Source organism: Nonomuraea sp. ZG12 (genome assembly GCF_052068115.1).
Taxonomy (GTDB): Bacteria; Actinomycetota; Actinomycetes; order Streptosporangiales; family Streptosporangiaceae; genus Nonomuraea.
Map to the genome: position 1 here is coordinate 22,575 of NZ_JBQHCW010000040.1, position 25,255 is coordinate 47,829.

Below are 25,255 nucleotides of genomic sequence, written 5' to 3' on the forward strand. Positions count from 1 at the left end.
CGAATGCGGATCCTGCATACCTCGGACTGGCATCTGGGGCGGTCGTTCCACCGCGAGAGCCTGCTCGACGGGCAGGCGGCCTACATCGACCACCTGCTCGAGACGGTGCGCGCCGAGCGGGTCGACGTGGTCGCCGTGGCCGGCGACGTCTACGACCGCGCGCTGCCGCCGGTCGACGCCGTCGCGCTCTGCAACGAGGCGCTCGGCCGGCTGCGCGCCGCCGGGGTCCGCACCGTCATGATCAGCGGCAACCACGACTCCGCGCGCAGGCTGGGCTTCGGCGCCTCCCTGTTCGAGGCGGCCGGGGTGCACCTGCGCACCGATCCGTCTCTCGCCTGGGAGCCGATCGTCATCGACGACGTCGCCTTCTACGGCATCCCCTACCTTGAGCCCGAGCTGGTCCGGCGCCCCTGGGAGCTGCCCGACCGCAGCCACACCGCCGCCCTGTCCCACGCCATGGGGCACATCCGCGCCGACGCCGCGCGCCACCCCCACTCGGTCGTGCTCGCCCACGCCTTCGTCACCGGCGGGCAGGCCAGCGACAGCGAGCGCGACATCAGCGTCGGCGGGGTCGCCCACGTGCCGCTGACGGCCTTCGACGGCGTCGACTACGTCGCGCTCGGCCACCTCCACGGCCGCCAGCGCATGTCCGAGACCGTCCGCTACTCCGGCTCCCCGCTCGCCTACTCCTTCTCCGAGGCCGACCAGGTGAAAGGCTCCTGGCTCGTCACCCTCGGCGCGGGCGTGGAGAGCGTGGAGTTCGTGCCCGCCCCGGTGCCCCGTCCCGTCGGCCGCCTGCGCGGTCACCTGGAGGACCTGCTCACCTCGCCACGCTTCGCCGGCCTCGAAGACCACTGGCTCCAAGTGGTGCTCACCGACCCGATCCGCCCCAAATCCGCCATGGACCGGCTCCGCGCCCGCTTCCCGCACACCCTGGCCCTCTCCTTCGACCCCGAAGGCGGCCAGGCCGCCCCTCAGCACGTACGCCTCACCGGACGGCCCGAGGCGGAGGTCGCGCTGGACTTCGTCCGCGAAGTCCGCGGCGAGCCTGCCGCATCCGAGGAGGAAGAGCTGCTAAGACGGGCCATCGAGGCATCCCGGGTCAAGGAGACGATGGCATAGATGCGGCCGCACCGGCTCTCGCTGACGGCCTTCGGCTCCTTTCCCGGGTCGGAGACGGTCGACTTCGACGCATTGACGGAGTCGGGCCTCTTCCTCGTGCACGGACCGACCGGGGCGGGCAAGACCACCGTCCTCGACGCCATCAGCTTCGCCCTCTACGGCCAGGTCCCCGGCCAGCGCAACAGCGCCCGCAGCCTGCGCTGCGACCACGCCCCGCCCGCCGCCGGCCCCTCTGTCACGCTGGAGGTGACGATCCGCGGCCGGCTGTTCCGCATTCAGCGCTCGCCCGCCTGGCAGCGCCCCAAGCTGCGCGGCACCGGCACCACCGAGGAAAACTCCAAGGTCATCGTCCAGGAGTGGCAGGGGGCCGACTGGCAGGGCCTCACCACCCGCCTCGACGAGGCCGGCGATCTGGTGAGCGGGCTGCTCGGGATGAACGCCGACCAGTTCTGCCAGGTGGCCATGCTGCCACAGGGGGAGTTCGCCAGGTTCCTGCGCGCCGACGGGGGAGAGCGGCGCAAGCTGCTGGAGCGGCTGTTCACCGTCAAGATCTTCACCCAGGCGGAGTCCTGGCTCGCCGACCACCGCAAGCAGGCCTGGCGTGAGCAGGGAGAGCTGCGGCAGCAGGTGGACTACGCGATCCAGCGACTCGAAGAGGCGGCGGGCGACGACCTGCTCTCCTCCGGGACCTGCCACGACGCTCAGGAGGCGACCCTGTCCGCCCCCGCTGCGGCCGAGGTTGCCCAGCCCACGCCGGAGGACGATCCCGTCGAGTGGGCCGGAGCCCTGCTGGACGCCGCACGGGCCGTCGTCGCACGTACGGCGGACCGCCACGCCGCGGCCGAGCGGGCCTGGCGAGCGGCGGGCCTGCGGTTCGAGCAGGCGGCCGCGCTGGCCGACCGGCAGCGCCGGCACGCCGAGGCGCTCACCCTGCGCCGCACCCTGGACGAGCGCGCCGAGGAACGCGCCGAGCTCCAGGCCGTGCTCGACGACGCCCACCGCGCGGACCGCGTGCTCCCGCTGCTCGCGGCGGCCAGGCAGCGCGCCGAGGCCGCCGCCAAGTCCCGCACCATGGCCACCGACGCCCTCGCCCGCGCCCGCCCCCTCCTCACCGCCGAGACCGGCGACGGTGATGTTCGCGGTTTCGCTACGCCCGCGTCCCGGCGCTCGGCCGGTATCGAGGCGTCGATCGTCGGATGGGTGGCCCCCGAGCGGCTGGCCGACATGGAGCGGCGGCGGCAGGCGGAGCTGGCGCGCCTGTCCGAGCTGCTCACCGAGGAGGCGCGGCTGCTGGTGGTCCGGCGCGACCTGGGCAGGATCGAGGAGGAGCTCGGCGCGCTGGCCCGCGAGGACGAGACCGTGGGCGAGCGGCTGGCCGTACTCCCCGGACTCATCGAGAAGGCCGAGCGGGAGCTCGGCCGGGCTCGCCTGGACGCGGCCCGGATCCCGGCGGCCGAGGCCGTACGCGAGGCCGCCGCCGACCTGATCGGCATCGACCGCGAGCTGGCGCGGCTCGCGGCCGAGCTCGACGGGCTGACGCAGCGTGCGGCCGAGGTCGCCGCCGCCGAGGCAGAGCTGCCCGCGCGGGTCGCCGACGCGGCCGCCCGCCTGGCCGAGGTACGGTCCGAAGCCGCGAACATCCCCGCAGCCGCCGCGACACTCGACGCGGCCAAGGCAGTGCTCGACGCCACTCACCGGCGAGACACCCTGGCGGACGAACTGGAGACGGCCAGGGCGACGCACCAAGCACGGGTGGACCGCGCCCAAGGGCTCCGGGAGCGGTGGCTCGACCTCCGCCAGGCCCGCATCGACGGTATGGCGGCCGAGCTGGCCCGCGACCTCGCCGACGGCCGGCCGTGTGCCGTGTGCGGCTCCACCCACCACCCGGACCCGGCCGCACCGGCGCCCAGCGCCCCCTCGTCCGACGACGAACACGTCGCCGAGCTCGCCCACGAGTCCGCGCTGGCCGACCGCGAGGCGGCCGAACTGACCGTAGCCACCCTGGAGTCGCGCCTGACCGACGCGACCGAGGCCACCGGCGGCCTCGACGCGGACGCGGCCACGACCGCCGTCGAGCGGGCCGAGCGGGACCTGGCCGCCCTCCAGTCCATCGCGAGCCGCGAGCCTGCGCTGGCCGCCGAGCTGGTACGCGCCGAGAACGAGCGCGAGGACGCCAGAGAACGCGCCCAGCACCTCGGCCAGGCCCTCGCCGAACACCGAGCCCACACCACCCACCTACAAGCCGAACGATCCCGCCTCCTGACCCGCTTGACCCCCACCGACGCCAGTGCCGATACCGACACCGGCGGTCCCCAGGGCGCTCTCGATCAGGACGGTGCTGCTGACCCGGGTGGGGCCCTTCGGGAAGGCGGCTCTGGGCACGGCCGGGCGGTGTCGGAGATGTCGCCCGGGGAGGCGGCCGTCCTGCTCGCCGCTGCCAAGCAGGAGGTGAGCAGGCTCAGGGCGTCCGCCGCCAGGGAACCGGTGCTCGCCGAGGAGGCGGCCAGGTTGCGGCGCGAGCTCGACGGGTCCCAGGAGCAGGCGCGACGGGTGACCGCCCGGCTGGCTTCCGGCCGTACCCGTCAGGAGGAGTTGAGCGGCGACGCCGCGAGGCTTGGCGCGCGGCTCGACGAGGCGCGCGGCGACGACGCGACGATCACGGCGCGGCTGTCCAGGCTCAGCGACGAGGCGGAGCTGCTGCGGGAGGCGCTGGAGGCCACGCAGGCGGCGGCCGCGGCCGAGGGGGAGCGCGGCAAGGCGGCGGAGGCGGCCGAGCAGGCGGCGCGGGAGGCCGGGTTCGCCGACGTGGCGGACGCGGAGGCCGCCGCGAGGAGCACCGCCGAGCGGGAGAGCAAGGCCGAGGCGCTGCGCCGGCTCGACGCCCAGCACGCGGCCGTCACCAGCACCCTGGCCGACCCGGAGCTGGTCGCGGCGGCGGCCGAGCCGGCGCCGGATCTGGACGGGCTCGGCGCGAAGCGGGACGAGGCGGAGCGCGCGTACACGGGGCTGGCGTCCGCGCTGGACCGGGCCACCGGCAGGCAGGCCCGGCTGGGGGAGCTGCGCGGCGAGCTGGTGGCCGGCATCGAGCGGTGGCGGCCCGCCTCCGAGCGACACCGGCTGGTGGAGCGCATGGCGGCGCTGGCCAGCGGCACGTCGAGCGACAACCAGTGGAGCATGAGCCTGTCGTCGTATGTCCTGGGGGAGCGGCTCAGGCAGGTGGTCGACTTCGCCAACGAGCGGCTCGGCCACATGTCCGGCGGCCGCTACCTGCTCCGGCACGACCTGGCCAAGACGGCCGGGTCCAGGGCGCGTTCGGGCGGCGGGCTCGGGTTGCGGATGTACGACGGGTGGACGGGGGTGGAGCGGGACCCGGCGACGCTGTCGGGCGGGGAGAGCTTCATCACCTCGCTGGCGCTGGCCCTCGGGCTCGCCGACGTCGTCACGGCGGAGGCGGGCGGGGCGGAGATCGGCACGCTGTTCGTGGACGAGGGGTTCGGGACGCTGGACGAGGACACGCTCGACGGCGTGCTCGACATCCTCGACGGGCTGCGCGACGGCGGCCGGGCGGTGGGCATCGTCAGCCACGTCGCCGAGCTGCGCTCCCGCATCCCCACCCAGCTCAAGGTCACCAAGACGCGCACCGGCTCCACCCTGTCGGCGATCACGGGCTAGCTCGTCCGGCCCCGTCGGCGAGATCCTCTGATCGGCCGTCAGGCCGTCTCGTGACCGGGGAAGAGCAGGGCGAGCTCGCGCGGGTAGGTCGCGATCAGGCGCAGCTCGTCGTCGGTGAGCGGCCTGCCGGTCATCGCGTTGCAGAGCTGGACCAGCCGGAACGCCAGGTCCTCCTCCCGCACCTCGACGCCGAGGCCGTCCATGACGTGCCGGAACCCGGCCTTCCCGCCGTACTCGCCGGTCAGCACCACCCGCCCGGCGCGCGCGTGCCAGTCCTCGGGGAACGGGCCGAGCGTGGCCTCGTCGTACAGCTCGTAGTTGCCGTGGTCCTTCAGCGCGCCGTCGGCGTGGATGCCGCTCTCGTGCGCGAACGCGTTGCGTCCCACCCCCACCTGGTTGTACGGCAGCGGCTGCCCGAGGGCGTAGGCCGCCCAGAGTCCGAACCTCCTCGCCCACGACAGGTCGAGTGCGTCGCCGATCTCCGCCGCCAGGCCGAACCCGTGCTCGAAGGCGAGGATCGTGGAGAGCAGGTCGGCGTTGCCGGAGCGCTCGCCGATGCCGTTGACGCAGGTGTTGATCCACGCGTCCTGACCGGCGTCGAGGTCGCCGAGCGCGCCGGAGACGGAGTTGGCCACGGCCATGCCGAGGTCGTTGTGGCAGTGCGTCTCGATGGGCAGCGCGACGGCGGAGGCCAGCTTGGCGAACCGTTCGCGGATCCGGCCGGGGGTGTCGCCGCCGATCGTGTCGCAGTAGCGCACCCGATCCGCGCCCGCTTCCTTGGCCGCCGCCGCGAACTCCAGCAGAAAACCGTCGCTCGTGCGCGAGCCGTCCTCGGCGTTGACGCCTGCCGTCCGCGCGCCCGCCGCCTTGGCGGTCCTGACGGCGGCCGTCATCTCCCTGATGATCGCCTCTCGGTCGAGGCGGCCCCGGAACTTGTTCTGGATCATGTAATCCGACGTGGAGATGGACAGGTTGTAGTGCCGGAGCCCGAGCGGCGCGGCCTTCTCCACGTCCTCCGCCACGCCCCGGCACCACCCGGACAGCCGCAGCTCGCCGAACGCTCCGGCCTCGGCCAGCGCGACCTGGGCTTTCACGTACGGCACCTCGTGGAACAGGAAGGGGAACCCGATCTCGGACTGTGCCACGCCGAGCCTGGCCAGATAGAAGTTGACCATGGTCTTGCCGAACTTCGACAGGCCGGTGCGCGCGGTCTGCACGCCGTCCCGGTTGGTCACGTCGAGGAAATGAACTTGAGGCATGGGGCCACGTTGACATGTCTCTTCAATGTGTATCAATATTGATTTTCGTCAACATAGGAGGCGGTTGTGGAGTGGATCGACGCGGCCACCGCCGCGGAGCGGCTCGGGATCAAACCGGCCACGCTCTACGCGTACGTGAGCCGTGGCCTGCTCAAACGCCGCCACGATGACAGCGGGCGGCGCAGCCTCTTCGACGCCGCCGAGATCGAGCAGCTCGCCAGGCGCGGGCGTCCACGCGGCCAGCCGCCGGAGCTGGTCATCGAGTCCGCCATCACCGCGCTCGGCCTCGATCGCCCGCACTATCGCGGCCACGACGCCCTGACCCTGGCACGCACCACGAGCTTCGAGACCGTCGCCGAGTGGCTGTGGACGGCCGACCCGGCACTTCTCCCTCAGCCAGCCGACCCGACGTTCCCGCCTCAGGCTGCCGACGCCGCGTCGCCTGAGCCGGACGCGGCCTTCGACGTGGCCGGCGGACGTGCGCGCGACGAGGCGGCACGAGTCCCGGCGGCCCGCGACGGCGGGCCCCGACCGTGGACCTGTGATCCCGAAGCAGTACGGGCGGCCGTCGCCGCGCAGCGCGATCTGCCCGACGGCATCCTGCCACTCGACCGCCTGCAGGTGATCACCACCGTGCTCGGCGCGTCCGACTCCCTCCGCTACCACCTCGACCCCGCATCCGTCACCGCCACCGGCCGCAGCCTCATCGCCGGCCTGGTCGAAGCCCTGCCCGCCCTCCAGAAGCCCCAAGGAACCTCGATCGCCGAACGGCTCTGGCCCCGCCTGACCCCGAATCCCGCCACCCCCGCCCTCCTGCGGACCCTCGAAGCCGCCCTCGTCCTGCTCGCCGACCACGAGCTGGCCGCCTCGACCCTGGCCGCCAGGGTGGCCGCCTCAGCCAGAGCCGACCCGTACGCCGTGGTGCTCACCGGCCTCGGCGTCCTCGGCGGACCGCTGCACGGCGGCGCCTCCTACGCCGCCGAACGCCTCCTCCACGAGGTCACCGCCCCGGCCCAGGCGCCGCGCGTGATCGCCGACCGGATCCGCCGAGGTGAGCGCATCCCAGGCTTCGGCCACAGCGTCTACAAGAACGGCGACGCCCGAGGCCGCCTCCTCCTCGACCTGATCACCGAGGCAGCATCCAGCGACGACGACCCAGCACCAAGCGAGTTCGACGTGGTCACCGGGGCGGCGCTCAGCAAGGACGACGCGGTCTCCGGGGCGCCGCCCGGAGGGGACGACGGCCCCACCGAGGCAGCGCCCGGTCACGACAGGCTGCCCGCCGCCCGCGCCGTGCTGGACGAGGTACGCAGACGCCGCCTCCCCGAGCAGAACGTCGACTTCGCCCTCGCCACCTTCGCCGAGGTCACGGGCATGATCAGCGGCGCGGGCGAGGCCATCTTCGCAATCGCCAGGACCGCCGGCTGGCTGGCCCACGCCATGGAGGAGTACGCCACCGGCTCCCTACTCCGCCTACGAGCCAGCTACATCGGCCCGCCGATCAGATAGCCCGGCGTCAGAATGTTCATGACATCGAGGCCCCGTTGTACAGACCGTCGGGCCTTGCTCCTACAGTCGGGAGAGCACGCGGGAATGGACGGCCCATTCATGATCATGTCTTTCTCGGTCGGCCGCGACCTCGTGTGCATCGAGTCCCTACGCGCATCCCTGAACGTGAACAAGCCCGAAACCGTCGAGCTCTACCGGACCGCCGGCGACCTGTTGAAGTCCGACGCCCTGTCGCCGAAGGCTTCGCTGCCCCTTCTCACCACGATCGCCAAGGACCTTGCATGAACAAGAACGCCCTCGACGCGCGTGTGGATCGAGACCCAACTCCGTGACGCCCACTGGCACACCAGCAGCTTGAGCAGCGGGGGCACCAACTGCGTTCAGGTCGCTTCCTGGATGGCGGCCTCGTGGCCCTGCGCGACTCCAAGAACCCGCAGCAGCCTCCCCACCTGTTCACCGACGCGGAGTACAACGCCTTCGTCGGAGGCATCGAGCACGGCGAACTCCGGCGTCCCTGAGCAGGCGGGATCGATCACACGCGAACGTTGCCCGCCACGGCACTGGCTACGATCAGGGTGGCCGATGTTGCAGCGCGATGAGCGAACCCTCTCGCAAGAAGCTCGGTTGCTCCAGTGACCGATGATCCTTTGAAGGTGGCGACTGGTTTGGGGAAGATCAGGAGGTTCATGATCGGCGATGTGCCGATCGCGGCCGAAGACCACGGTGGGCGCGGTCAGGATGTGCTGCTCCTGCACGGTGGCGGACGGTCACGCGAGGACTGGGCCGTCTTCGCGGAGCTTCTCCTGGACAGTGGATTCAGGCCGGTGTCCATGGATTTGCGAGGTCACGGCGAGTCCGGCGCGGCGTCCTGGTCGTGGGAGGGGGCGCTGGCGGACGCGGCCGCCGTGGTCGAGGAGGTCGGACTGCGTCAGCCTGTGGTCATCGGTCATTCCCTGGGAGGCATGGTCGCCGCCCTGTGGGCCGGCGAGCATCCGGAGTGCCCGCTCGCGGTCAACCTCGACGGTCACGGCAACCCGACGCGAGCCGAGCAGTTCCTCGGGCTGGACGAGGCCTCGGCGGTGCGGGCACAGCGAGAGATGACCATCTTTTTGAAGGAGATGGGCCAGGGCCTCCCGGAGTCGTTCCTCCAGGTCACGCGGGAGATAGACGCCCTGGATCTCTTCGCCGTCTACCGAGCCGCGCGCTGTCCCGTGCTGGTCGTCAGCGGCGACGCGGCGGCCTTCGCGGCGGTCTTCCCCGAGCATCTCGTCCCGGCGTGGCACGCCTACTGCGCCTGGACACGGCAGGAGCTCTCGGCGGTCACCCGCGAGCCGTCGCTGGTACGAAAAGCGTCCCTGCCGACAGGGCACGATCCACACCGTGAAGACCCTGAGGGCCTGGCACATCTTTTGGTCGGGCACCTCGATCAGGGCGATTCCCATGCGGCGGACGTCCTTGGCGCCGGGCAGTGAGGGGCTAAGCCCTGATCGATCAGCTATGCCAGACGACTTGGATGATCTCTACCAAACGCCGATACTCAACGATCAGGTATGTGATCATCCCCGCTCCACCTGCGCCAAAGGTACGGGTCCTCATCGGGGCGTCAGGCCGTTCCCCCATGAATGGGTTGCCATTCCAAGGGGCGACCTGCAGAAATACAGTCGCCTCGTGGAATGGCGCGAGGGCTTCGGCCGGTAGGGCCGCGATCTGCTCATCTACCTGCTTGCCCCTTGCCCGACCGTATACATCTCTTGGTCCAGCTTCACGCCGAGCTCGGCTGCCCGCTCGGCCAAGACCTCACGAAGGGGCCGACCTGGGACATAGTCGCCACTTTCTATCTGGTCTTGCACATGAGTGGCATGCTCCAAAACCTGTTCGTACTCGCCGGTCGCCTTCATTCGTGCCATATGCCACCAGTGAGCAAGCAGATCATCAACGGGCGAGAGGTCCAGCTCATCGGTGGCCTTGGCCATGGCTTGCCGGTAACCCTTGTCGAAGTGGACGCGGTCGGCAGGAGGCAGGCAGGCACGAATGTTACGAGGACTCCGATCGCCGTTCAGCGCCTCGACGATCTGCTCAGCAGTCCGCACGGCGATCGGTTCGTACTGCGCAGCTGTCATGTTGCCACCTCCTGCTGGTAGCGCCCGAGCCGCTGATGAGCTGGACGCGTGCATACGCCGATTTCAGCCACTTGCTCGCCGCCACTCGTATGAAGTGCGGCTACGCATTCTCAGCCGTCCTGTCCACGTACGACGCCAGGGCGCGCACCCGGTCGGCGTGCTGGTCGTGGCCGACGATCACCGGTGGCTCGTTGTACGGCATCGCGTCGGAGGAGCGCCGGAGCTTGATGTACTGGCCGCAGGCGTCGATCGCGTACGGCTCCATGTCGTCCTGGAGTGCCCCGATGACCGTGATGCCGTACGTCTCCCCGATTCGCCTGAACAGCGCCACCGCCTCCCGCCTGTGCTCCTTGCCCAGGTTGCGGCCCAGCTCGTCCAGCACCAGGCACAGGTGGCCGCCGCCGGAGGAGGCGATGGCCGCCGCGCAGACCAGCTTGACCGCCTTCTCGTCCATGAGCGCGGTGTTGGCCCGGCGGTTGTACGGCACGTAGCCCTGGCCCTCGCCGCGCCGCCACTTCGGCGTCACCCGCCACTGCCAGCGCTGTTCCGGGTCGGCGGGGGCGGGCGGCACCGGGAACTCCAGGGTCGCGCCGTAGCCGCCGTACGAGCTGTCGAGCTTCTCGAACTCCTCGGCCACCCGGGTGAGCCGCGCCCTGATCGCCGCCGTCAGCGCAGCCCGGTGCACGGCCGTCGACTGCGCCGCCTCCTCCGCGCCCTTGTCGGCCGCCGCCAGGTCACGCTGCCTGGACACCACCTGCGCCTCGATCTGCCGCCGCTGGTGCTTCTCGTACTCCTCCTGCGCCCGCAGGTAGGACGCCAGCGACCCGCACACCGCCGCGAACGTCGCCTGCTCCCGCGCCGTGCTGCCACTCCGCTCCTGCAGCAGGAACCGCAGCTCCTCGGGAACCTCGTCCTCCTCCTGCGGGAACGTGTCACGCAACGCCTGGTCGAGGAGGCGTTCGGCGGCCCGCCACCACTCGTCGGCCGTGCGCCCACGCTCCTCCTCCGGCAGCGCCCGCACCCACTCGCCGGCCGTCTCCACGGTGCCGCCCCAGTCGGCGGCCAGCGCCTCCAGCCTGAGCGCGTCCCGCTCGGCGCCGACCTTCGCCTCCTGCTCGCGTGCCTGCGCCCGCTCGGCCTCGTGCCGGTGCCGCCGCCCGTCCAGCCGTTCGATCTCCATGTCCCTGGTCCGGGCCCGGAAGTCGAGCGCGCCCGCCTGCCGTTCGGCCTCCGCCACGCGTGGCACCAGCTCCTCCAGCGCCGCCGTCAGCTCGCTCAACCTGGCCCGCCGCTCGCTCAGCCGCCGCTCCAGCTCCGCCAGCCGCACCCCGGCCTTGGCTCCTTCGAGCCTGCGCTGCGCCTGCGCGACCGCTTCCTCCTCATTCCGTACGGCCTGCGCGGCGGTCTCCTGGATGTCCAGGGCGCGGTTCAGCCGCTGCTCGGCCGCCTTGATCCGGGCCTCGCGCCCCGTGGCCACCCCGTCGAACGCGCCCACCACGCTCACCCCGGCGGCGCTCACCAGCACGGATCCGGGCAGTTCGGCCAGCGCGGCGGCGGCCGCCCCAAGCTGGGCGGCGTCCACGATCACGGCGTGCTCGCCCGGCCACCCACGCAGGTCGTCCAGCCGGAGATCCTCGACCGGCCCGCCCTGGTCGCGAGCCTGCTCGGCGACGTCGAGCGCGTCGAGCAGCCCGGTCGCGCCCACGCCCGCCGAGGCCAGGGCGTTGAGCTGGGCGGCGGCCGGACCTCCCTCGGCGTCGTCCAGCGCAGCCTGCGCGGAGGCCGTCTCCCGGTCGGCCACGCCGAGCGCCTTGAGCGCCTCGTTCAGGCGCAGCCCGACCTCCTTCAGCTCGCGCTCGGCCGTGGGCACGTCACGGCCGTCGGCGAACCTGCGGGCCTCCTCCAGCGTGGGGATCATCCCGCGCAGCTCGTCGGCGGAGTTCTCCGCCACGGCGCGGTCGGCGTCGAGCTTGCCCGCCCGCGCCTGAAGGGCGGCGAGCTCTCTGCGCGCCTCCGTGACACTCCGATCGAGCGTGTCCTCCTTGAGCGTGCCGATCTCCGCCTTCACCAGCGCGATCGCCTCGGCCGCCGCCTCACTCGCCGCCTGGTGCCGGGCCAGCTCGGCGGCCAGCGCCTCATCCTTGCCCGCCGCGTCGGCCAGCCTTCTGGCCTGCCTGCCCCGCCAGCACCGCAACGCCCCGGCCAGTCGTACCCGCGCCTGGTCCCGCCGGTCGAACGTGGCCAGCAGCGCCTTCGACTCCGCCTCGAACTCCGCCAGCCGCTCGCCCGCCAGCGCGGCCCGCACCCGCTTGGCGTGCTCGTCCCGCCGCGCCTCCCGCTCCTGCTCCAACTCGGCGTCGAGCCCCGTCAGCGCCGCGATCGCCTCGAAGACCCGCTCGGGAGAGATCTCGTTGAGCGGCTGGGAGAGCAGGTTCGTGGCGACCTTGCTGCGCACACTGGTCGACAGGAACGACACACACCGGACCCGATCCCCGTACAGCACCTTGGTGAGATCACGCGCCACCACGTCGCGCCGCCCGGCGGACCTGGGCAGCGACGCCCACAACTCGTCGGCGCGCGCCACCCGCTCGGCCTCGGAGGCCGCGGCGGCCAGGTGCACCCCCTCGCGCCAGCGGATCTCCAGGTGTGGCGCCTCCTGGTTCACCCGCAGCCAGACGGTGACGGCCCCGCCCGAGGTGGCGGTCACCTCGAACAGCTCCCCGTCCTCCCCGGCCACCGCGTCGACCGACTTCGCCGCCGTGAAATCCTCCATGCCCGCCGGGGCGAAGACGCCCACGATGTAGCCGTGATCCGCGCTCGCCCACTGCCGGGCGCCCGCGCCGCTGGCCAGCTCGGCGTTGAACAGCAGCTCCGACACCGCCTTGGCGCCCGAGGCGAACCGCCACTGCTCGTCCCCCAGCAGCGCCGTGATCGAGGCGATGAACGAGGACTTGCCCGCGCCGTTGGAGTCCTTGGGCCCGGCACCCGCGACCACGATGAGCGTGCCGGGCACCGTGGGCACCGGATGGGTGGACAGCCGCGAGATGTTGACCGCCTGCACGGCGATCAGCACCCGTTCCCCGACGACGTTCTCCACCTGCGCCACCACGACCCCCATACCTCTTTCCACCCGCACGCCCATCGCGTACGGCTACCTACGCCTCAACCCGCACCCTGTGTGCCCGCTACGTGCGAGCTTCCAGGGCTTTCACCCGCACCCTGTGCGCCCGCTGCGTGCGAACCCCCAGGGCTTCCAACCCGAGCCCTCTGTGCCCGCCGCCTGCGTGCTTCCAGGGCGTGCAACCCGCGCTCTGTGTGCCCTTCCGCCTGCGCGCTCCCAGGGTTTCCAGCCGTGCACGGCCCTGGCTCTCAGAACCGCGATTTCACCACGTGCACTCGTGATCCATGTCTTTCACCGTGCTGACCTACGAGCTCGTACGGCCGCCGCCAGTGGCGTGTCCGGGCCGGCGGCCAGAATGAGCTCCTCCTGCAACCGCCGCCGCGCCGCCGGGGTGAGCCGGTGGAACTGCGGACCGGGCACGTAACCGCCCGCCTCCTCACCCGCCTTCACCTGGGTCAGCAGCCCCGCATGCCGCAGGACCCGCAACGCGGCCTCCAGCTCGCCGATCGGCAGCTGGGTGTGGCGGCGCAGTTCGTCCGCCGGCGTGGGGTGCGGCGACAGCCACGAATCCTCCGGCAGCAGCCCCTCGGCGCGCGGGATCGCCACCGAGTGCACCAGCACCAACGTCAGCACCGCCCGCTCACTCTCACCCAGCTCAGGCCCACCGGGGCGAGCCGGTGGAGAGAAGGCCGAGGAGGCCGCGACGCCCCTGGGGGGCGCGGAGGCAACACCCGAGGCAACACCCGAGACGACACCCGTGGGGGGCGTGGGGGCGGCACCCGAGGCAGCGGCGGCGGCCTCGTCGTCGTAACCCGAGATCCAGCGTTCGCGGTGCTGGATCAGCGTGCGTCCGCGACGGGTGAGCATCTCGCCGAGTGTGCGGCGTAGCGCGGGGTCGCGCAGCGCGGCGAACCGTGCCTCCTGCACCGGCTCGGCGGTGTGCTCCACCACCATGAAGGCCGCCACCAGCTCCGCGCGCCGCCGCTCGTCGTAGGCACTGAGCAGGTCGTCGAACTCCACCACGCCGGATTCCACCCGCCCACCCACCACCGACCACGGAGCCGGCCGATCCCCGGCCTCGGGATCAGGGCCTTCCGTGGGCGTGCCCTCGGCCGCTACGACGCCCTCGGTGTGTCGGCCTGCGGGTGTGGTTTGGGTTGGTATGGCGGCATCGGTGTGCTGGTCGGCAGGCGTGGCGTCGGGCAAGCGGGACGCTGCGACGGGGTCGGTGTCGGGTGCCGTGGGAACGCGGGCCGCTGCCACGAGGTCGGCGTCGGGGACCACGGTCAGTGCCCGGCGCTCCGGCTCGGGGATGCGCCGGACCAGGTCCTTCAGGACGGACTGCGACTCCACGGGCCACAGGGCGCAGCGTGGGCCGAGGGAGACGATGCCGTCGGCCATGACGATCCACGCCGAGTCGTGCAGGCGGCGCAGGGCGCCGATGGCCCAGTTGCGCATCAGGTCGTCGGAGCGGCCGATCAGGGCCCGGTAGGTGTCGAGCACCCGCTCCATCGGCGCCGGATCACCCGGCCACGGATCGGTCGAGTGGTCGCTCCAGCAGCACGTGAGCACCGCCGCCAGCACCCGGCGCGTCTCGCCCGCCCGCTCCACCGGCATGGGCGCGACCTGGTGCTCCTCCAGTAGCGACGGCGTCACTCCATCCGGCCACAGCGGCAGGGCCTGGCCGGTGTAGTCGTGGCGCGACAGCCGCAGCATCCCGCCGGGAGCGGGGACCGCCGCACCCAGCGGGACAGGCCCGCCCGAGCGGGCCCGCACATGCGCGACCGCGTCAGCCGCAGGACCGGCACTGGGCCGGCGCGCGGAACCGGCACCGGGCTCGCGAGTGGTGCCGATACCGTTCTGGCGTGTGGGATCGACGCCGGGCTCGCGCGCGGGACCGACGCCGGTTTGGCGCCGTGCGTCACCCGGTGACGAGGGCCGGTCGGGAGTCGGGGCCTGGTCGTTGCCGAGGGACAGCGGGGCGTCCGAAGGGTGCGCGTCGGTCATCGTGTGCGCTCCAGGTAGCCGTGGGAGAGCCAGGCCGGCTCGCGGGCCGGGTCGATGGTGAGGTCGCCGGACCAGGCGAGCCGGTAGGGGAGCTCGGGCCGCAGGTCGACGGTCGTCAGGTCGGCGAGCAGGCGGCGGGCGGAGGGCCAGTCGGGGCCGAGCACGTCGGCCAGGGCGACCCGCGAGGACGGCCCGAGCAGGGTCTCCGCCAGCTCGGTCAGCCGTTCGACGGCGGCCGTGGGTGAGGAGTCGAGCGAGTCGCCGGGGCCCGGGTCGGGCAGGGCGGAGCGTGGCGGAGTGGGCTGCGCGGGGGTGGGGCGCGGGGCCTCGTCGACGGCGCGGGCGATGGCCGCTGGATCGTGCCAGGGCGCGGGGGCGTCGAACACGAAGCCGTCGAGCACCGCCGCCAGCCGCTCCTTGGACGCCGTCTGGGCGAACGTCCGCCACGCCTCCGTCGGCAGCAGCGTCAGGTTGCGGGTCATGCCGGCCGAGTCGGCGAGCCGGCCGGCGGCCCGCCGTGAGGCGTCGCTGTAGGAGTAGATGGCGGCGCGCAGGTCGGTGCAGGACCGGTCGAGCTCCGGCCAGCGGGTGAGGATGGTGCCGTGCAGGCTCTGGGCGCGGTGCGCGATCTCCTCGGTGCCCCACAGCTTGGGCGCCTGCTCACGCAGCTCCTCGATGGTGCCGGTGGTGAGCGTGATCAGCTCCAGCGCCCACAGCCTGAACGCGCGCGCCAGGTTGGCGGCGCTCTGCCGGGCTTCGTCCATCGTGGTGCGGGGATCGGCGACGTTGAGATCCTCCAGCGCGAGCAGCCGGTGCATCTCTGACTGCCCGCCGTCGTCCATCATCCGCCGGATGAACATCAGCCCGACCACGCTGGTGAACGACGCCCGATAACGCAGCTGGTTGGGCTTGGGGAACACCTCGCGGATCGCGCCGAGGCCCTTGAGCACGCGCAGCCGGTTGTCGAACTGGTCGGTCGGGTGGGCACGGCAGGCGAAGCGCATCTGCTCGTGCGTCAGCCACTCCTCGCCGGCCTCCGCGAACGCGGCGAACAGCGTCTCGGCGATGTCGACCAGGGCCGGATCATCGACGACCGCGCCGCTGTCGCGGGCCAGCGCCGCGAACATGCGGCGGTAGGTGGACAGCACCGCCTCGTCGGTGAGCGCGGTGTCGAGGGTCAAGGGCTGCTCGGGCACGGGCACTAAGGTACGGCCTCCCGCCGACAATCTCGGACCGGTCACAGCCATGCCGGAGACGCATGCGGAAAGCTACGGCAGCGCGCTAGGGTGACTCACGATACAAACGGGGCGAACAGATAGTAATCATTCATACGGGGTGAGTAGACGGATGCGTATCCGCGTACTCCGAGGAGATCGAGCCACCGCGGTGATCGCGGGAGTGGCGGCGGTCGTCCTGGTCGGCGCCGCGGCCTTCTTCGGCGTGGGCGTGTCGAGCGCCAACCCGAAGCTGGCCGACGTCGGGGCCTGGCTGTGGACCACCGCCAGAGGCAAGGTCGTGCACGTCAACGGCCTGTCCGGAGAGGTCGACGGCTATCTCGACGACAAGGCCGGCAAGCAACTGCGCGTCGTCCAGGACGGCTCCCACGTGCTGCTCGTCGACGAGCGCACCGGCAACGTCAGCAGGATCGAGCCCAGTCAGCTCACCGTCACCCAGACCCGCGACTTCGGCGCGGCGGGCGTGCAACTCGTGCTGTCCGGTTCGACCGGCTATGCCGTGGATCCGGCCGGCAAGGTGCAGCAGATCGACCCCCTCACGCTCAACACCATCGGCGCACCGCTCACCCTGCCGGGCCCGCTCGGCGCCGCTCGCATCGACGGCGGCGGCAAGCTGTGGGTGCCCGTCACCGCCGAGGGCGAGGTGGTCCCGGTGTCCGGCGGGACGGCCGGGACCGGCGTCAAGGTGGGCGAGCCCGGTGAGGAGCTCGCCGTCACGATCGCCGGCACCGTCCCGGTGATCGTCAACACCCGCGCGGCCACCGCCACGCTGATCGGCGCGGACGGCGGCGTCGGCGAGATCACGCTGCCCAAGGAGGTGGCCCAGGCGGCCAAGGGCGGCGTGCTCACCCCCGCCGCCACCGAGGGCGCGCTCGTGCCGGTGCTCACGCCCGGCGAGTCGGGGCTGCTCGTGGTGATCGACACCTCGTCGAACTCGGTGCTCAACACCAAGTTCGAGGTACGGGATCCGGCCGCGCTCGGCGTGCCGCAGGTGCTCGGCTCCAAGGTGTACGTGCCGGACAGCGGCAGCGGAGCCCTGATCGTCTGGGACAGCGCCGCCGGCGGCAGGCCCACCACGCTCCAGGTGGCGCAGGGCCCCGGCCCGGTGGACGTGTTCGTCAAGGACGGGCTCCTCTGGGCGAACGACGAGAACGGCGACAAGGCCATCGTGATCGACCCCGAGGGCCGCAAACACGACATCGAGAAGGACGACTCCGACGTCCCCGGCCCCACCAACACGCCACAGCCCAAGAAGACGCCCCGCCCGGAGCCGACCCGTACCGGAACCCTGCCGGACCCGGACAGGACGGCCGACCCCAGCCCGACCGACACCGAGCCGGTCCAGCGGGAGCCCGAGCCCGACCCGGAGCCCACCCGGAGCAGGACGCCCACCCGCACTCCGACCCCCACGCCGACCAGGACCGCCACCGCGCCGGGGAAGCCCGGCGCGGTGACCGCCCGATCCGGCCCCGGCCGGGTCGACGTCGGGTTCAGCCCGTCGACCGGCGGCCAGGTGGATCGCTACACGCTCCAGGTGTCGGGCGGCGACGGCCGGACCACGCCCCAGTCGGTGGACGCCGACGGGCCGTTCCGGTTCGAGTTCGCCGGCGGCGACTGCACGGCCGAGTACACCTTCACCGTCGTCGCGCACTGGTCGGGCGGCGAGGTCGAATCCGAGCCGAGCGCCGGCGTCAAGCCCTGCGTCGCACCGGGCGCGCCGTCGAACTTCGCGGCCAAGGCCAAGAACAAGGGCGCGGAGCTGACCTGGAGCGCCCCGGAGAACGCCGGCGACGGCGTCACCTACGTGCTCTCGGGCGCGGCCACCGACGACGGCGTCCAGGGCACGTCGTTCACCGTGGACGGCCTCAAGAACAACCAGAAGCACGCGTTCACGCTCAAGGCCAAGAACGACGCGGGGGAGAGCCAGGAGGTCGCCACGGCCGAGGTGGACCTGGCGTACCCGAGACAGCAGTACAAGAACGTCAGCAACCAGGACACCAACACGCTCATCCGGCCGGGACCGTCGCAGAGTGGCGAGTCCGGAAAGATCCCGCAGGGGCAGTACATCACCCTGACGGTGATCTGCCAGGTGAAGGGCACGTCGTACACCGACACGTCCACCGGCAAGTCCAGCGACATCTGGAACCGGATCGAGTCGTCGGCCGGAAACGGCTACCTCAACGACACGCTGGTCGGGACGCCAGAGGGAGGCGGCTTCCCGGAGGCGCCGCTTTTCGAGTGCGATGACTGAGACGGATGACTGAGACGGGGGACTCAGCGTGACGCAGTACGCCTACGAGCAGACCCAGCAGCCCGCGGCGCTCGCCGGGCAGTTCGCCCAGCGCTTCCAGATGCTCGCGGCCAACATCGAGCAGGTCATCCGCGGCAAGCGGGAGGCCGTCGAGCTGGCCCTGGTGTGCATGTTCGCCGAGGGGCACCTGCTCATCGAGGACGTGCCGGGCACCGGGAAGACGACCCTGGCCCGCTGCATCGCGGCCAGCGTCGACGCCGCGTGGGGGCGCATCCAGTTCACCCCCGACCTGCTGCCCAGCGACATCACCGGCGTGTCGATCTTCAACCAGGCACACCAGAAGTTCGAGTTCCACCAGGGGCCGGTGTTCGCCAACATCGTGCTCGCCGACGAGATCAACCGCGCCTCCCCGAAGACCCAGTCCGCGTTGCTGGAGGTCATGGAGGAGCGCAGGGTCACCGTGGACGCCGAACCGCATCCGGTGCCCAGGCCGTTCCTGGTGGTGGCCACCCAGAACCCGGTCGACATGGACGGCACCTACGCGCTGCCGGAGGCGCAGCTGGACCGGTTCCTCATGCAGATCTCCGTCGGCTACCCCGATCACGTGTCGGAGGTCGAGGTGCTCAAGGGCATGCCGTCGGGGCCGCAGGTGGACCGGCTGCCGGTGGTGGCCCGCGCCTCCGACGTGGCCGGGATGATCGACTTCGCCACCCGGATCCACGTCGCCGACCCCGTCTACGACTACATCGTCGCGCTCTGCGCGGCCACCCGGCACAGCCCGCACCTGCGGCTCGGCGCCAGCCCGCGCGGCAGCCTCGCGCTGCTGCGCGCCGCCAGGGTCAAGGCCGCGGCGGCGGGGCGGCACTACGTGGTGCCCGAGGACGTCAAGGCGCTGGCCGTGCCCGTGCTGGCGCACCGGCTCATCCGCACCCCCGAGGCCGAGCTGCGCGACGTCACCGCGGCGAACGTGCTCGGCGAGCTGCTCGCCGGGATGCCCGTGCCCCAGGCGGCGTAGTGCTGACGCCGCTCGGCTGGGGCACGCTCGCCGGCTCCGTGATCCTGTACGCGGCCGGGTTCGCGCTCGGCTACCCCGAACCCGTCGTGCTGGCCACCGGCGGCCTGCTCGCGCTGGCCGCCGCGCTGCTCTGGACCGCGCCCAAGCCCAGGCTGGAGGTGCGGCGCGAGGTGACGCCGGGCAAGGTGCCGCGCGGCGACGCCGCCGTGGCGGTCCTGCACGTCCGCAACCTCGGCCGCCGGGCGCTGACCGGGCTGCGCGCCAGGGACCGGATCGGCGCCGCCGAGCACACCGTCGACCTGCCTCGCGTGCCCCGGCGCGGCACGCGTACCGTCTCCTATCCGCTGCCCACGCGGACGCGCGGCGACATCCCGGTCGGCCCGCTCCTGCTGGTCCGCGCGGACCCGCTCGGCCTCACCCGCAAGATCAGGGAGTACGGCGCGGCGGCGACGCTCCTGGTCCGTCCCCGTACGGTCACCCTGGCCGTGCCGCCGTCCGGCAAGGCGCACCACCTGGAGGGGCCCACCAGCGACAACGCCCCCAGCGGCACGGTCACCTTCCACACACTGCGCGAGTACGTCGTCGGCGACGACCTGCGCCACGTCCACTGGCGCTCCAGCGCCCGCACCGGGACGCTCATGGTCCGCCAGCTGATCGACGCCAGCCTGCCCACCACTACGGTCGTGCTCGACACCCGCGGGCTCACCGAGCTCGCGGTCGACGCGGCCGCCTCGGTCGCCGTGGCCGCCGCCGGGGCCGGGTTCCCCGTCCGGGTGGTCACGGGCGAGGGACCGGTTGCCGAGACGAAGGCCGACGCCGAGAGCGTGCTCGACCGGCTGGCTCTCGTCGGTCCGGGCACGGCGGGCGTCGCCGAGGCGATGCGGCTGGCCCGGGGCGGCGGCTCGCTCGTCCTGGTCACGGCCGACCCCGCCGAGGCGGGCCGAGCCGCGGGTGTCCGCCGCCGCTTCGACCGGGTCGTATGCATATACGTCGGGACAAATCCAGTTACCGTCCCCGGAGTGACCCTCGTCCCCATCACCAACCTGGACGACCTCCCACTGATCTGGGGCCCTCGATGACCCGACCCACCCCTCCACCCACCCCAGGTCCGACCGCAGCCGGTCCCCCGGGCGGCTTGCCGGGTACGCCAGGTCTGGCTACGGCCCCTCCGTCGTTGGCCTCCGTACCGGTGAGTGAGGGGGATGGGCGCTCGGGGGCGGAAGCGTTGTGGCGGCGGCTGGTGGGGTCGCGCTGGTGGCGGGCGTCGCCGGGGTAGCCGGGTGGGGGTTTCACCGGGTGTTTCCCGGCGCGGAGCTGCTCGTGGCCGTGGTGCCCGCCGCCGTGGGCCCGGCCGTGGTGGCCGTGTTCACCTGGCGGCGGCCCCTCTGGCTGGCGCTGCTGCTCGACGTGCTGGTGTGGATCGCCGGAACGGTCCCGCTCTACCAGGGGCTCGCCCCCGGAGCGGTGGTGGACCTGGCCAGCTCCTGGCAGGCGCTGCTCACCACCCTGCTGCCCGCCCAGCCGGAGCCGCGGCTGCTCATCCTGGTGCACACGCTCGTCTGGGCCGCCGCCACCATCGGCGCCGAGGTGCTCACCCGCACCCGCACCAAGATCGCCGCAGCGGTGCCGGCCCTGGCGGTGTTCGGGGTGGCGCTGCTGTTCGGGGTGGACGGCACCGGCTCCAACCTGCCCGTCGCCGGCGCCGTACTGGTCCTCGTCGTGGCCCTGGCGCTGGTCAGGGACGGTCGACCGGCGCTCTGGCTGCTCGCGGGAGTGCCCGCCGCCGCCGCGCTGACGGCCCTCGCCCTGCTCGTCGGCCCCCTTCTCCCCATCGCCGCGGAGCCGTACAACCCTCGTCAGGACGCCGAGCAGCCGCCTCCTAAACGCGTCGACAGTGTCAGCCCGCTCGACCGCGTGTCGGCCTGGCTGCAGATCCCCGACCGGGAACTGTTCACCGTCAAGGCGGACAAACCGCTCAACTGGCGGCTGGCCGTACTCGATCGGTACGACGGCGTGCGCTGGACGTCCGGCGGGCGCTTCCAGCCGACCGGCGGGCGGGTGCCGGACGGCGAGTGGACGGGCGAGGCGGAGACCGTGCGGCAGAGGGTGACGTTCCGCGGGCTGCCCGGCACCTGGCTGCCCGCCGCGGAGCGGCCGGTGGAGGTCGGCGGGGTACGCGGGCTCGTGGTGGACCCGGACAGCGGCTCGCTGCTGGTCGACGGGAAGGCGGGCAAGGGGTTCGGCTACCAGGTGACCTCGCGGGTGGCCAAGCCGTCGAAGGCGGACCTGCTCGCCGCCACCCCGGTCGACGAGCCGGCGCTGACCGCCTTCCCGGCGGGGCCGCAGGAGAAGCTGTTCCGCGAGCTGGCCCAGGAGGCGACCAAGGGTGCGGACCTGCCGATCAAGCAGGCGTACCGGCTGCAGAGCTACCTGCGCGCCAATGCCGGCTACGACGTCACCGCGCCGCCCGGACACTCGCTCAAGGGACTGGAGTTCTTCCTGGAGACGACGCGCAGGGGGACGTCGGAGCAGTTCGCGTCGGCGTTCGCGCTGATGGCCAGGACGCTGGGGCTGCCGTCGCGGGTGGTGGTGGGGTTCCGTCCCGGGCAGGCCGTCGATGGGGTCTATCACGTCAAGTCGGGACATGTGATGGCGTGGGCGGAGATCAAGTTCGACAAGCTGGGCTGGCGGCCGTTCTACCCGACGCCGGGCCGCAGCGGCTCCAAGGACGACCATGACGTGGTGTCCTCGGCCATCAAGGAGAGCGAGGAGCTGCAGGGCGAGTTCACCAAGGGCGGAGCCGACCGGCCCAAGGCGTCACAGCGTCCGGACGCCGGCGCCGGCGAGTCCCCGTCCGGGCCGCCTGTCTGGATCATCCTTGCCGCGGTGGGCGGCGGGATCGTGCTGGTGTACGGCGCGCTGACGATCATCTTGCCGTGGTGGCGCAGGCGCGCCCGCAGGAACGTTTCGGGCGCGGGGGCGAGGGTTCTCGGCGCGTGGGCGCAGACATGCGACGACCTCGGCCTCGGGGGGGAACGGGCGCTGACGGCCGAGGACGTCGTCACCCGCCAGCCAGGCGACATCTTCCCCTATCTCAAGGCACTAGCCGATATTTCCAACTTCGCCCGCTATGCCCCGGAGGACATCTCACCGCAGGCGGCAGACGAGGCCTGGCGCCACAGCGACGCCGTACGCCGAGCCGTACGCACCAGCACCCCGCTCCCCACCCGCCTGCGCAAACGCCTGCTCCTGCGCTGACGCGCCATGCCCGGGGCGCTGAGTCGGCGGCCGAGGCAGGGCGGCATGATCGGGGCCATGCGCAGCGTCGAGGCCCAGCTTCTCCATCGTCCCCCCGGTCACGACGCCGGGGATGTCGTCCGGCGTCTGGCGGCCATGCAGGCGCAGGACATCCCCTCCGCCTACCTGGCCTTCCGCGCGCGCTCGGCCACGCTCGCCCGGGCGGACGTGGAGGCGGCCTGGCAGGCTCGTGAGATCGTCAGGACCTGGGGCCCGCGCGGCACCCTGCACTTCACGCACGTCGACGACCTGCCCTGGCTGCACGCGCTCACCAGGCGCGACACCGGCACCCTGCGCCGCCTCGCCCAGGAGGGCGTCACGGGCGACGACCTGCTCCCGCTCATCGACCGCGCGCTCGCCGGCCAGGGCCCGCTCACCAAGACCGAGCTGACGGAACGGCTGGCGGGCCGCGCCCACGGCCAGGGTGTCGTGCACCTGGTCGCCCTGGCCGCCCACCACGGCCTGGCCGTGCTCGGCCCGCCGCGCGGCGGCAAGCCGACGTACGTGCACGCCGCCGACTGGCTCGGCGCCCCGATCGCCGCCGAGCGCGACAGGGAACGCGCCCTGGCCGAGCTGGCCCTGCGCTACCGCCGCGCCCATCAGCCGTCCGAGCCCGAGGACCTGGCCGCCTGGTCGGGCCTGTCCCTCGGCGACGCCCGCACCGCCTGGCGCCTGGCCGCCGCCGTCCAGAAGCGCCCTGCGGCAGGCGACTCCGAGCCGTCTGCCGCCGCCTCCGAGTCGCCTGCCGCAGGGCGCGGACCGATGGTGCGGCTCGCTCCGGCGTTCGACGAGTACCTGCTGGGCTGGCAGAGCCGGGACCCGATCCTGGCCGCCGAGCACGCCCGCACCGTGTTCCCCGGCGGGGGCGTCCTGAGACCCGTCATCATCGTCGGCGGTGAGATCAAGGGCGTGTGGAGCCGGAAGGGCGCCGAGGTGACGGTGACGCCGTTCGCCGAGCCCGTCCCCGGCTCGCTCGACGACGAGATCGAGGACGTCCGCCGGTTCCTGAGCTAGCGGCCTGCCGTCCCGACGTGCCGTTCCGGCCCGGTGCCCTCTTGTGCGGGAAGCACGGATCAACCCATAAGGGCGGATTAGAGGGTCTAGCCGGACTTCTTGGGGACCGCTCCTCTGACGCACGTGGGCTTCGACCAGGCGACCGTGCTGTTCTCGCCGATGTTCAGCGGTACGCCGACGACGAAGCAGTAGCCCGTGCCGGGGTCGAGCCCGGCCAGCCGGGTCGAGGTGGTGCCCGCCTCCAGCGGGGTGAGGGCCTGCCCGCCCCGCTCGACCGGCGAACGCTGCACCACGACCGGGTAGCGGCGCGCCCCGGCCGGCAGCGCCCAGCTCAGCTCGACGAGCGTGCCCTGGTCCGCCGCCACCCGCACCCTCCGGGGAGCCAGCGCGGCGACCTTCCCCTTGTCGACCTCGGCGGGGCCCTGGTCCTCGGTGGCACGCTGCGACGCGGCCGGCACGCTCGCCGTGGGATCGGCCACCGGCGGGCCGGCCTGCTGCCTCGACAGCCAGACGGCCAGCACCGTGCCCGCGACGGCCACGGCGGCGACGGCCGTCCCGATCATCACCCTGGCCGTCAGCCCCGGCGCCCGCCCGCCCGGGTTCGCCACGAGATGGCCGTAACCGGCGGCCACCGGCGCGGGCGGACCCGCCGGCGAGGCCTGCGTCGGCCCGGTGTACGGGGTCGCCACCGGGAAGGACGTGGGGGCCGGCGGCGCCTCTCCTGCCGGGACGTACGGGTTCGCGGGGAGCGGACGACCGGGGGTGATCTCCTGGCCGATCAGATCCGTGACCGGCAGCCCCAGCTCCGCCTGCACCTGCTGCAGCCGCTGCGCGAACGCCCTGGCCGAGCCGTACCGCTGGTCGGGCTGTTTGGCCATGGCGCGCAGGATGCTCTCGGCCACCACCGGCGGCACGTCGCCCCGGTCGATCGGGGGCGGGGCGTTGCTGAGGACCCGGTACATGAGGGGCGCGATCGACGGGTCCGTGGGGCTGTGGAAGGCGGGCTGGCCCGCCAGCAGGTGGTAGAGGGTCGAGCCGAGCGAGTAGATGTCGGTGGAGGTGGAGTGCGGCTGCCCGGTCACGACCTCGGGGGCGGCGTGCAGCGGGGTGAACGCGTGTGAGGTCGCGGAGATCTCGGCCGAGTCGACGACCCTGGCCACGCCGAAGTCCGCGACGGCCGGCTCACCGTACCTGGAGATGAGGATGTTCTGCGGTTTGATGTCGCCGTGCAGGACACCGGCCTCGTGCACGGCGGCGAGCGCGCCGGCCAGCTTGACGCCCGCCCGCAGCACGTCGGGAACGGGGAGCGGGCCCTCGTTGCGCAGCTTGTCGCGCAGGGTGCCGTTCTCGAAGAAGTCCATGGCGATGTACGGCTTGCCGGAGCGGGTCACGCCGGTGTCGAAGACGGTGACGACGTTCGGGTGGCCGGTCAGCCGTCCGGTGAGCTGCAACTCCCGCTGGAATCTGCGCATGGTCCGCTGGTCGACCCGGTCGACCGACAGCACCTTGAGCGCGACGATCCGGTCGAGGCGTTCCTGGTGGGCGCGGTAGACGACGGCGAACCCGCCCTGGCCCGCCTGATCGAGCACCCGGTAACCGGGCGCGTCCCCTGGCAGCACGACCTTCCCCCCTG

Annotated in this window: 17 protein-coding genes; 11 read left to right on the forward strand and 6 right to left on the reverse strand. The window is 72.6% G+C overall.

Annotated features, from left to right (window positions below; all coding sequences use genetic code 11):
- The first annotated feature begins 3 nt into the window (after window positions 1–3).
- Window positions 4–1,122, forward strand: coding sequence for an exonuclease SbcCD subunit D (locus ACTMTF_RS46440; protein WP_441116489.1), 1,119 nt, complete (start codon window positions 4–6; stop codon window positions 1,120–1,122).
- Window positions 1,123–4,794: an AAA family ATPase gene (locus ACTMTF_RS46445; RefSeq protein ID WP_441116490.1), complete on the forward strand. Its 3,672-nt coding sequence runs from the start codon at window positions 1,123–1,125 to the stop codon at window positions 4,792–4,794.
- A gap of 38 nt (window positions 4,795–4,832) precedes the next feature.
- Here the strand turns inward: ACTMTF_RS46445 and ACTMTF_RS46450 are convergent, their stop codons facing one another.
- Complete coding sequence (locus ACTMTF_RS46450) at window positions 4,833–6,053, reverse strand: LeuA family protein (RefSeq protein ID WP_441116491.1); 1,221 nt, start codon at window positions 6,051–6,053, stop codon at window positions 4,833–4,835.
- A 66-nt stretch (window positions 6,054–6,119) separates the two neighbouring features.
- On the opposite strand from ACTMTF_RS46450, the gene ACTMTF_RS46455 reads away from it, so the two are divergent.
- The 4 genes from ACTMTF_RS46455 to ACTMTF_RS46470 all read left to right on the forward strand — a co-directional run bounded on the left by ACTMTF_RS46455 (window position 6,120) and on the right by ACTMTF_RS46470 (window position 9,034).
- Window positions 6,120–7,562 (forward strand): citrate/2-methylcitrate synthase, encoded by a 1,443-nt coding sequence (locus ACTMTF_RS46455; protein ID WP_441116492.1) that lies wholly within the window; start codon window positions 6,120–6,122, stop codon window positions 7,560–7,562.
- Window positions 7,563–7,580: 18 nt separating this feature from the next.
- A complete protein-coding gene (locus tag ACTMTF_RS46460; RefSeq protein WP_441116493.1) occupies window positions 7,581–7,847 on the forward strand; it encodes a Scr1 family TA system antitoxin-like transcriptional regulator in 267 nt (88 codons plus the stop codon).
- 122 nt (window positions 7,848–7,969) lie between these two features.
- Window positions 7,970–8,080 (forward strand): DUF397 domain-containing protein, encoded by a 111-nt coding sequence (locus tag ACTMTF_RS46465; protein WP_441116494.1) that lies wholly within the window; start codon window positions 7,970–7,972, stop codon window positions 8,078–8,080.
- A 168-nt stretch (window positions 8,081–8,248) separates the two neighbouring features.
- Entirely contained in the window at window positions 8,249–9,034 is a 786-nt protein-coding gene (locus ACTMTF_RS46470; protein WP_441116495.1) for an alpha/beta fold hydrolase, read from the forward strand.
- Between the two features lie 243 nt (window positions 9,035–9,277).
- Here the strand turns inward: ACTMTF_RS46470 and ACTMTF_RS46475 are convergent, their stop codons facing one another.
- The 4 genes from ACTMTF_RS46475 to ACTMTF_RS46490 all read right to left on the reverse strand — a co-directional run bounded on the left by ACTMTF_RS46475 (window position 9,278) and on the right by ACTMTF_RS46490 (window position 16,006).
- Window positions 9,278–9,682 carry a DUF6247 family protein gene (locus ACTMTF_RS46475; RefSeq protein ID WP_441116496.1) on the reverse strand — a complete coding sequence of 135 codons (405 nt, stop codon included), beginning with the start codon at window positions 9,680–9,682 and terminating at the stop codon, window positions 9,278–9,280.
- Between the two features lie 100 nt (window positions 9,683–9,782).
- Window positions 9,783–12,800, reverse strand: a complete 3,018-nt coding sequence (locus ACTMTF_RS46480) for a chromosome partitioning protein ParA (RefSeq protein ID WP_441116497.1) — start codon at window positions 12,798–12,800, stop codon at window positions 9,783–9,785.
- Between the two features lie 294 nt (window positions 12,801–13,094).
- Window positions 13,095–14,810: a hypothetical protein gene (locus tag ACTMTF_RS46485; protein WP_441116498.1), complete on the reverse strand. Its 1,716-nt coding sequence runs from the start codon at window positions 14,808–14,810 to the stop codon at window positions 13,095–13,097.
- Window positions 14,807–16,006, reverse strand: a complete 1,200-nt coding sequence (locus ACTMTF_RS46490) for a hypothetical protein (RefSeq protein WP_441116499.1) — start codon at window positions 16,004–16,006, stop codon at window positions 14,807–14,809. The genes ACTMTF_RS46485 and ACTMTF_RS46490 overlap by 4 nt, the downstream gene beginning before the upstream one ends.
- 190 nt (window positions 16,007–16,196) lie before the next feature.
- On the opposite strand from ACTMTF_RS46490, the gene ACTMTF_RS46495 reads away from it, so the two are divergent.
- From ACTMTF_RS46495 to ACTMTF_RS46515, 5 genes are all read left to right on the forward strand, one after another.
- On the forward strand, window positions 16,197–18,296 hold the full coding sequence (locus ACTMTF_RS46495) for a hypothetical protein (RefSeq protein WP_441116500.1): 2,100 nt from the start codon (window positions 16,197–16,199) through the stop codon (window positions 18,294–18,296).
- Between the two features lie 28 nt (window positions 18,297–18,324).
- A complete protein-coding gene (locus ACTMTF_RS46500) occupies window positions 18,325–19,311 on the forward strand; it encodes an AAA family ATPase (protein ID WP_441116501.1) in 987 nt (328 codons plus the stop codon).
- Window positions 19,311–20,390 (forward strand): DUF58 domain-containing protein, encoded by a 1,080-nt coding sequence (locus ACTMTF_RS46505; RefSeq protein WP_441116502.1) that lies wholly within the window; start codon window positions 19,311–19,313, stop codon window positions 20,388–20,390. Before ACTMTF_RS46500 ends, ACTMTF_RS46505 begins: the two co-directional genes overlap by 1 nt.
- 148 nt (window positions 20,391–20,538) lie before the next feature.
- The gene (locus ACTMTF_RS46510) at window positions 20,539–22,569 is read left to right on the forward strand and encodes a DUF3488 and transglutaminase-like domain-containing protein (RefSeq protein ID WP_441116503.1); all 2,031 of its coding nucleotides are present in this window, start codon (window positions 20,539–20,541) and stop codon (window positions 22,567–22,569) included.
- Between the two features lie 57 nt (window positions 22,570–22,626).
- Window positions 22,627–23,622, forward strand: coding sequence for a winged helix DNA-binding domain-containing protein (locus ACTMTF_RS46515; RefSeq protein ID WP_441116504.1), 996 nt, complete (start codon window positions 22,627–22,629; stop codon window positions 23,620–23,622).
- A gap of 86 nt (window positions 23,623–23,708) precedes the next feature.
- Here ACTMTF_RS46515 and ACTMTF_RS46520 read toward each other — a convergent pair whose 3' ends face one another.
- The gene (locus tag ACTMTF_RS46520; protein WP_441116505.1) at window positions 23,709–25,241 is read right to left on the reverse strand and encodes a protein kinase domain-containing protein; all 1,533 of its coding nucleotides are present in this window, start codon (window positions 25,239–25,241) and stop codon (window positions 23,709–23,711) included.
- Window positions 25,242–25,255: the final 14 nt, after the last annotated feature.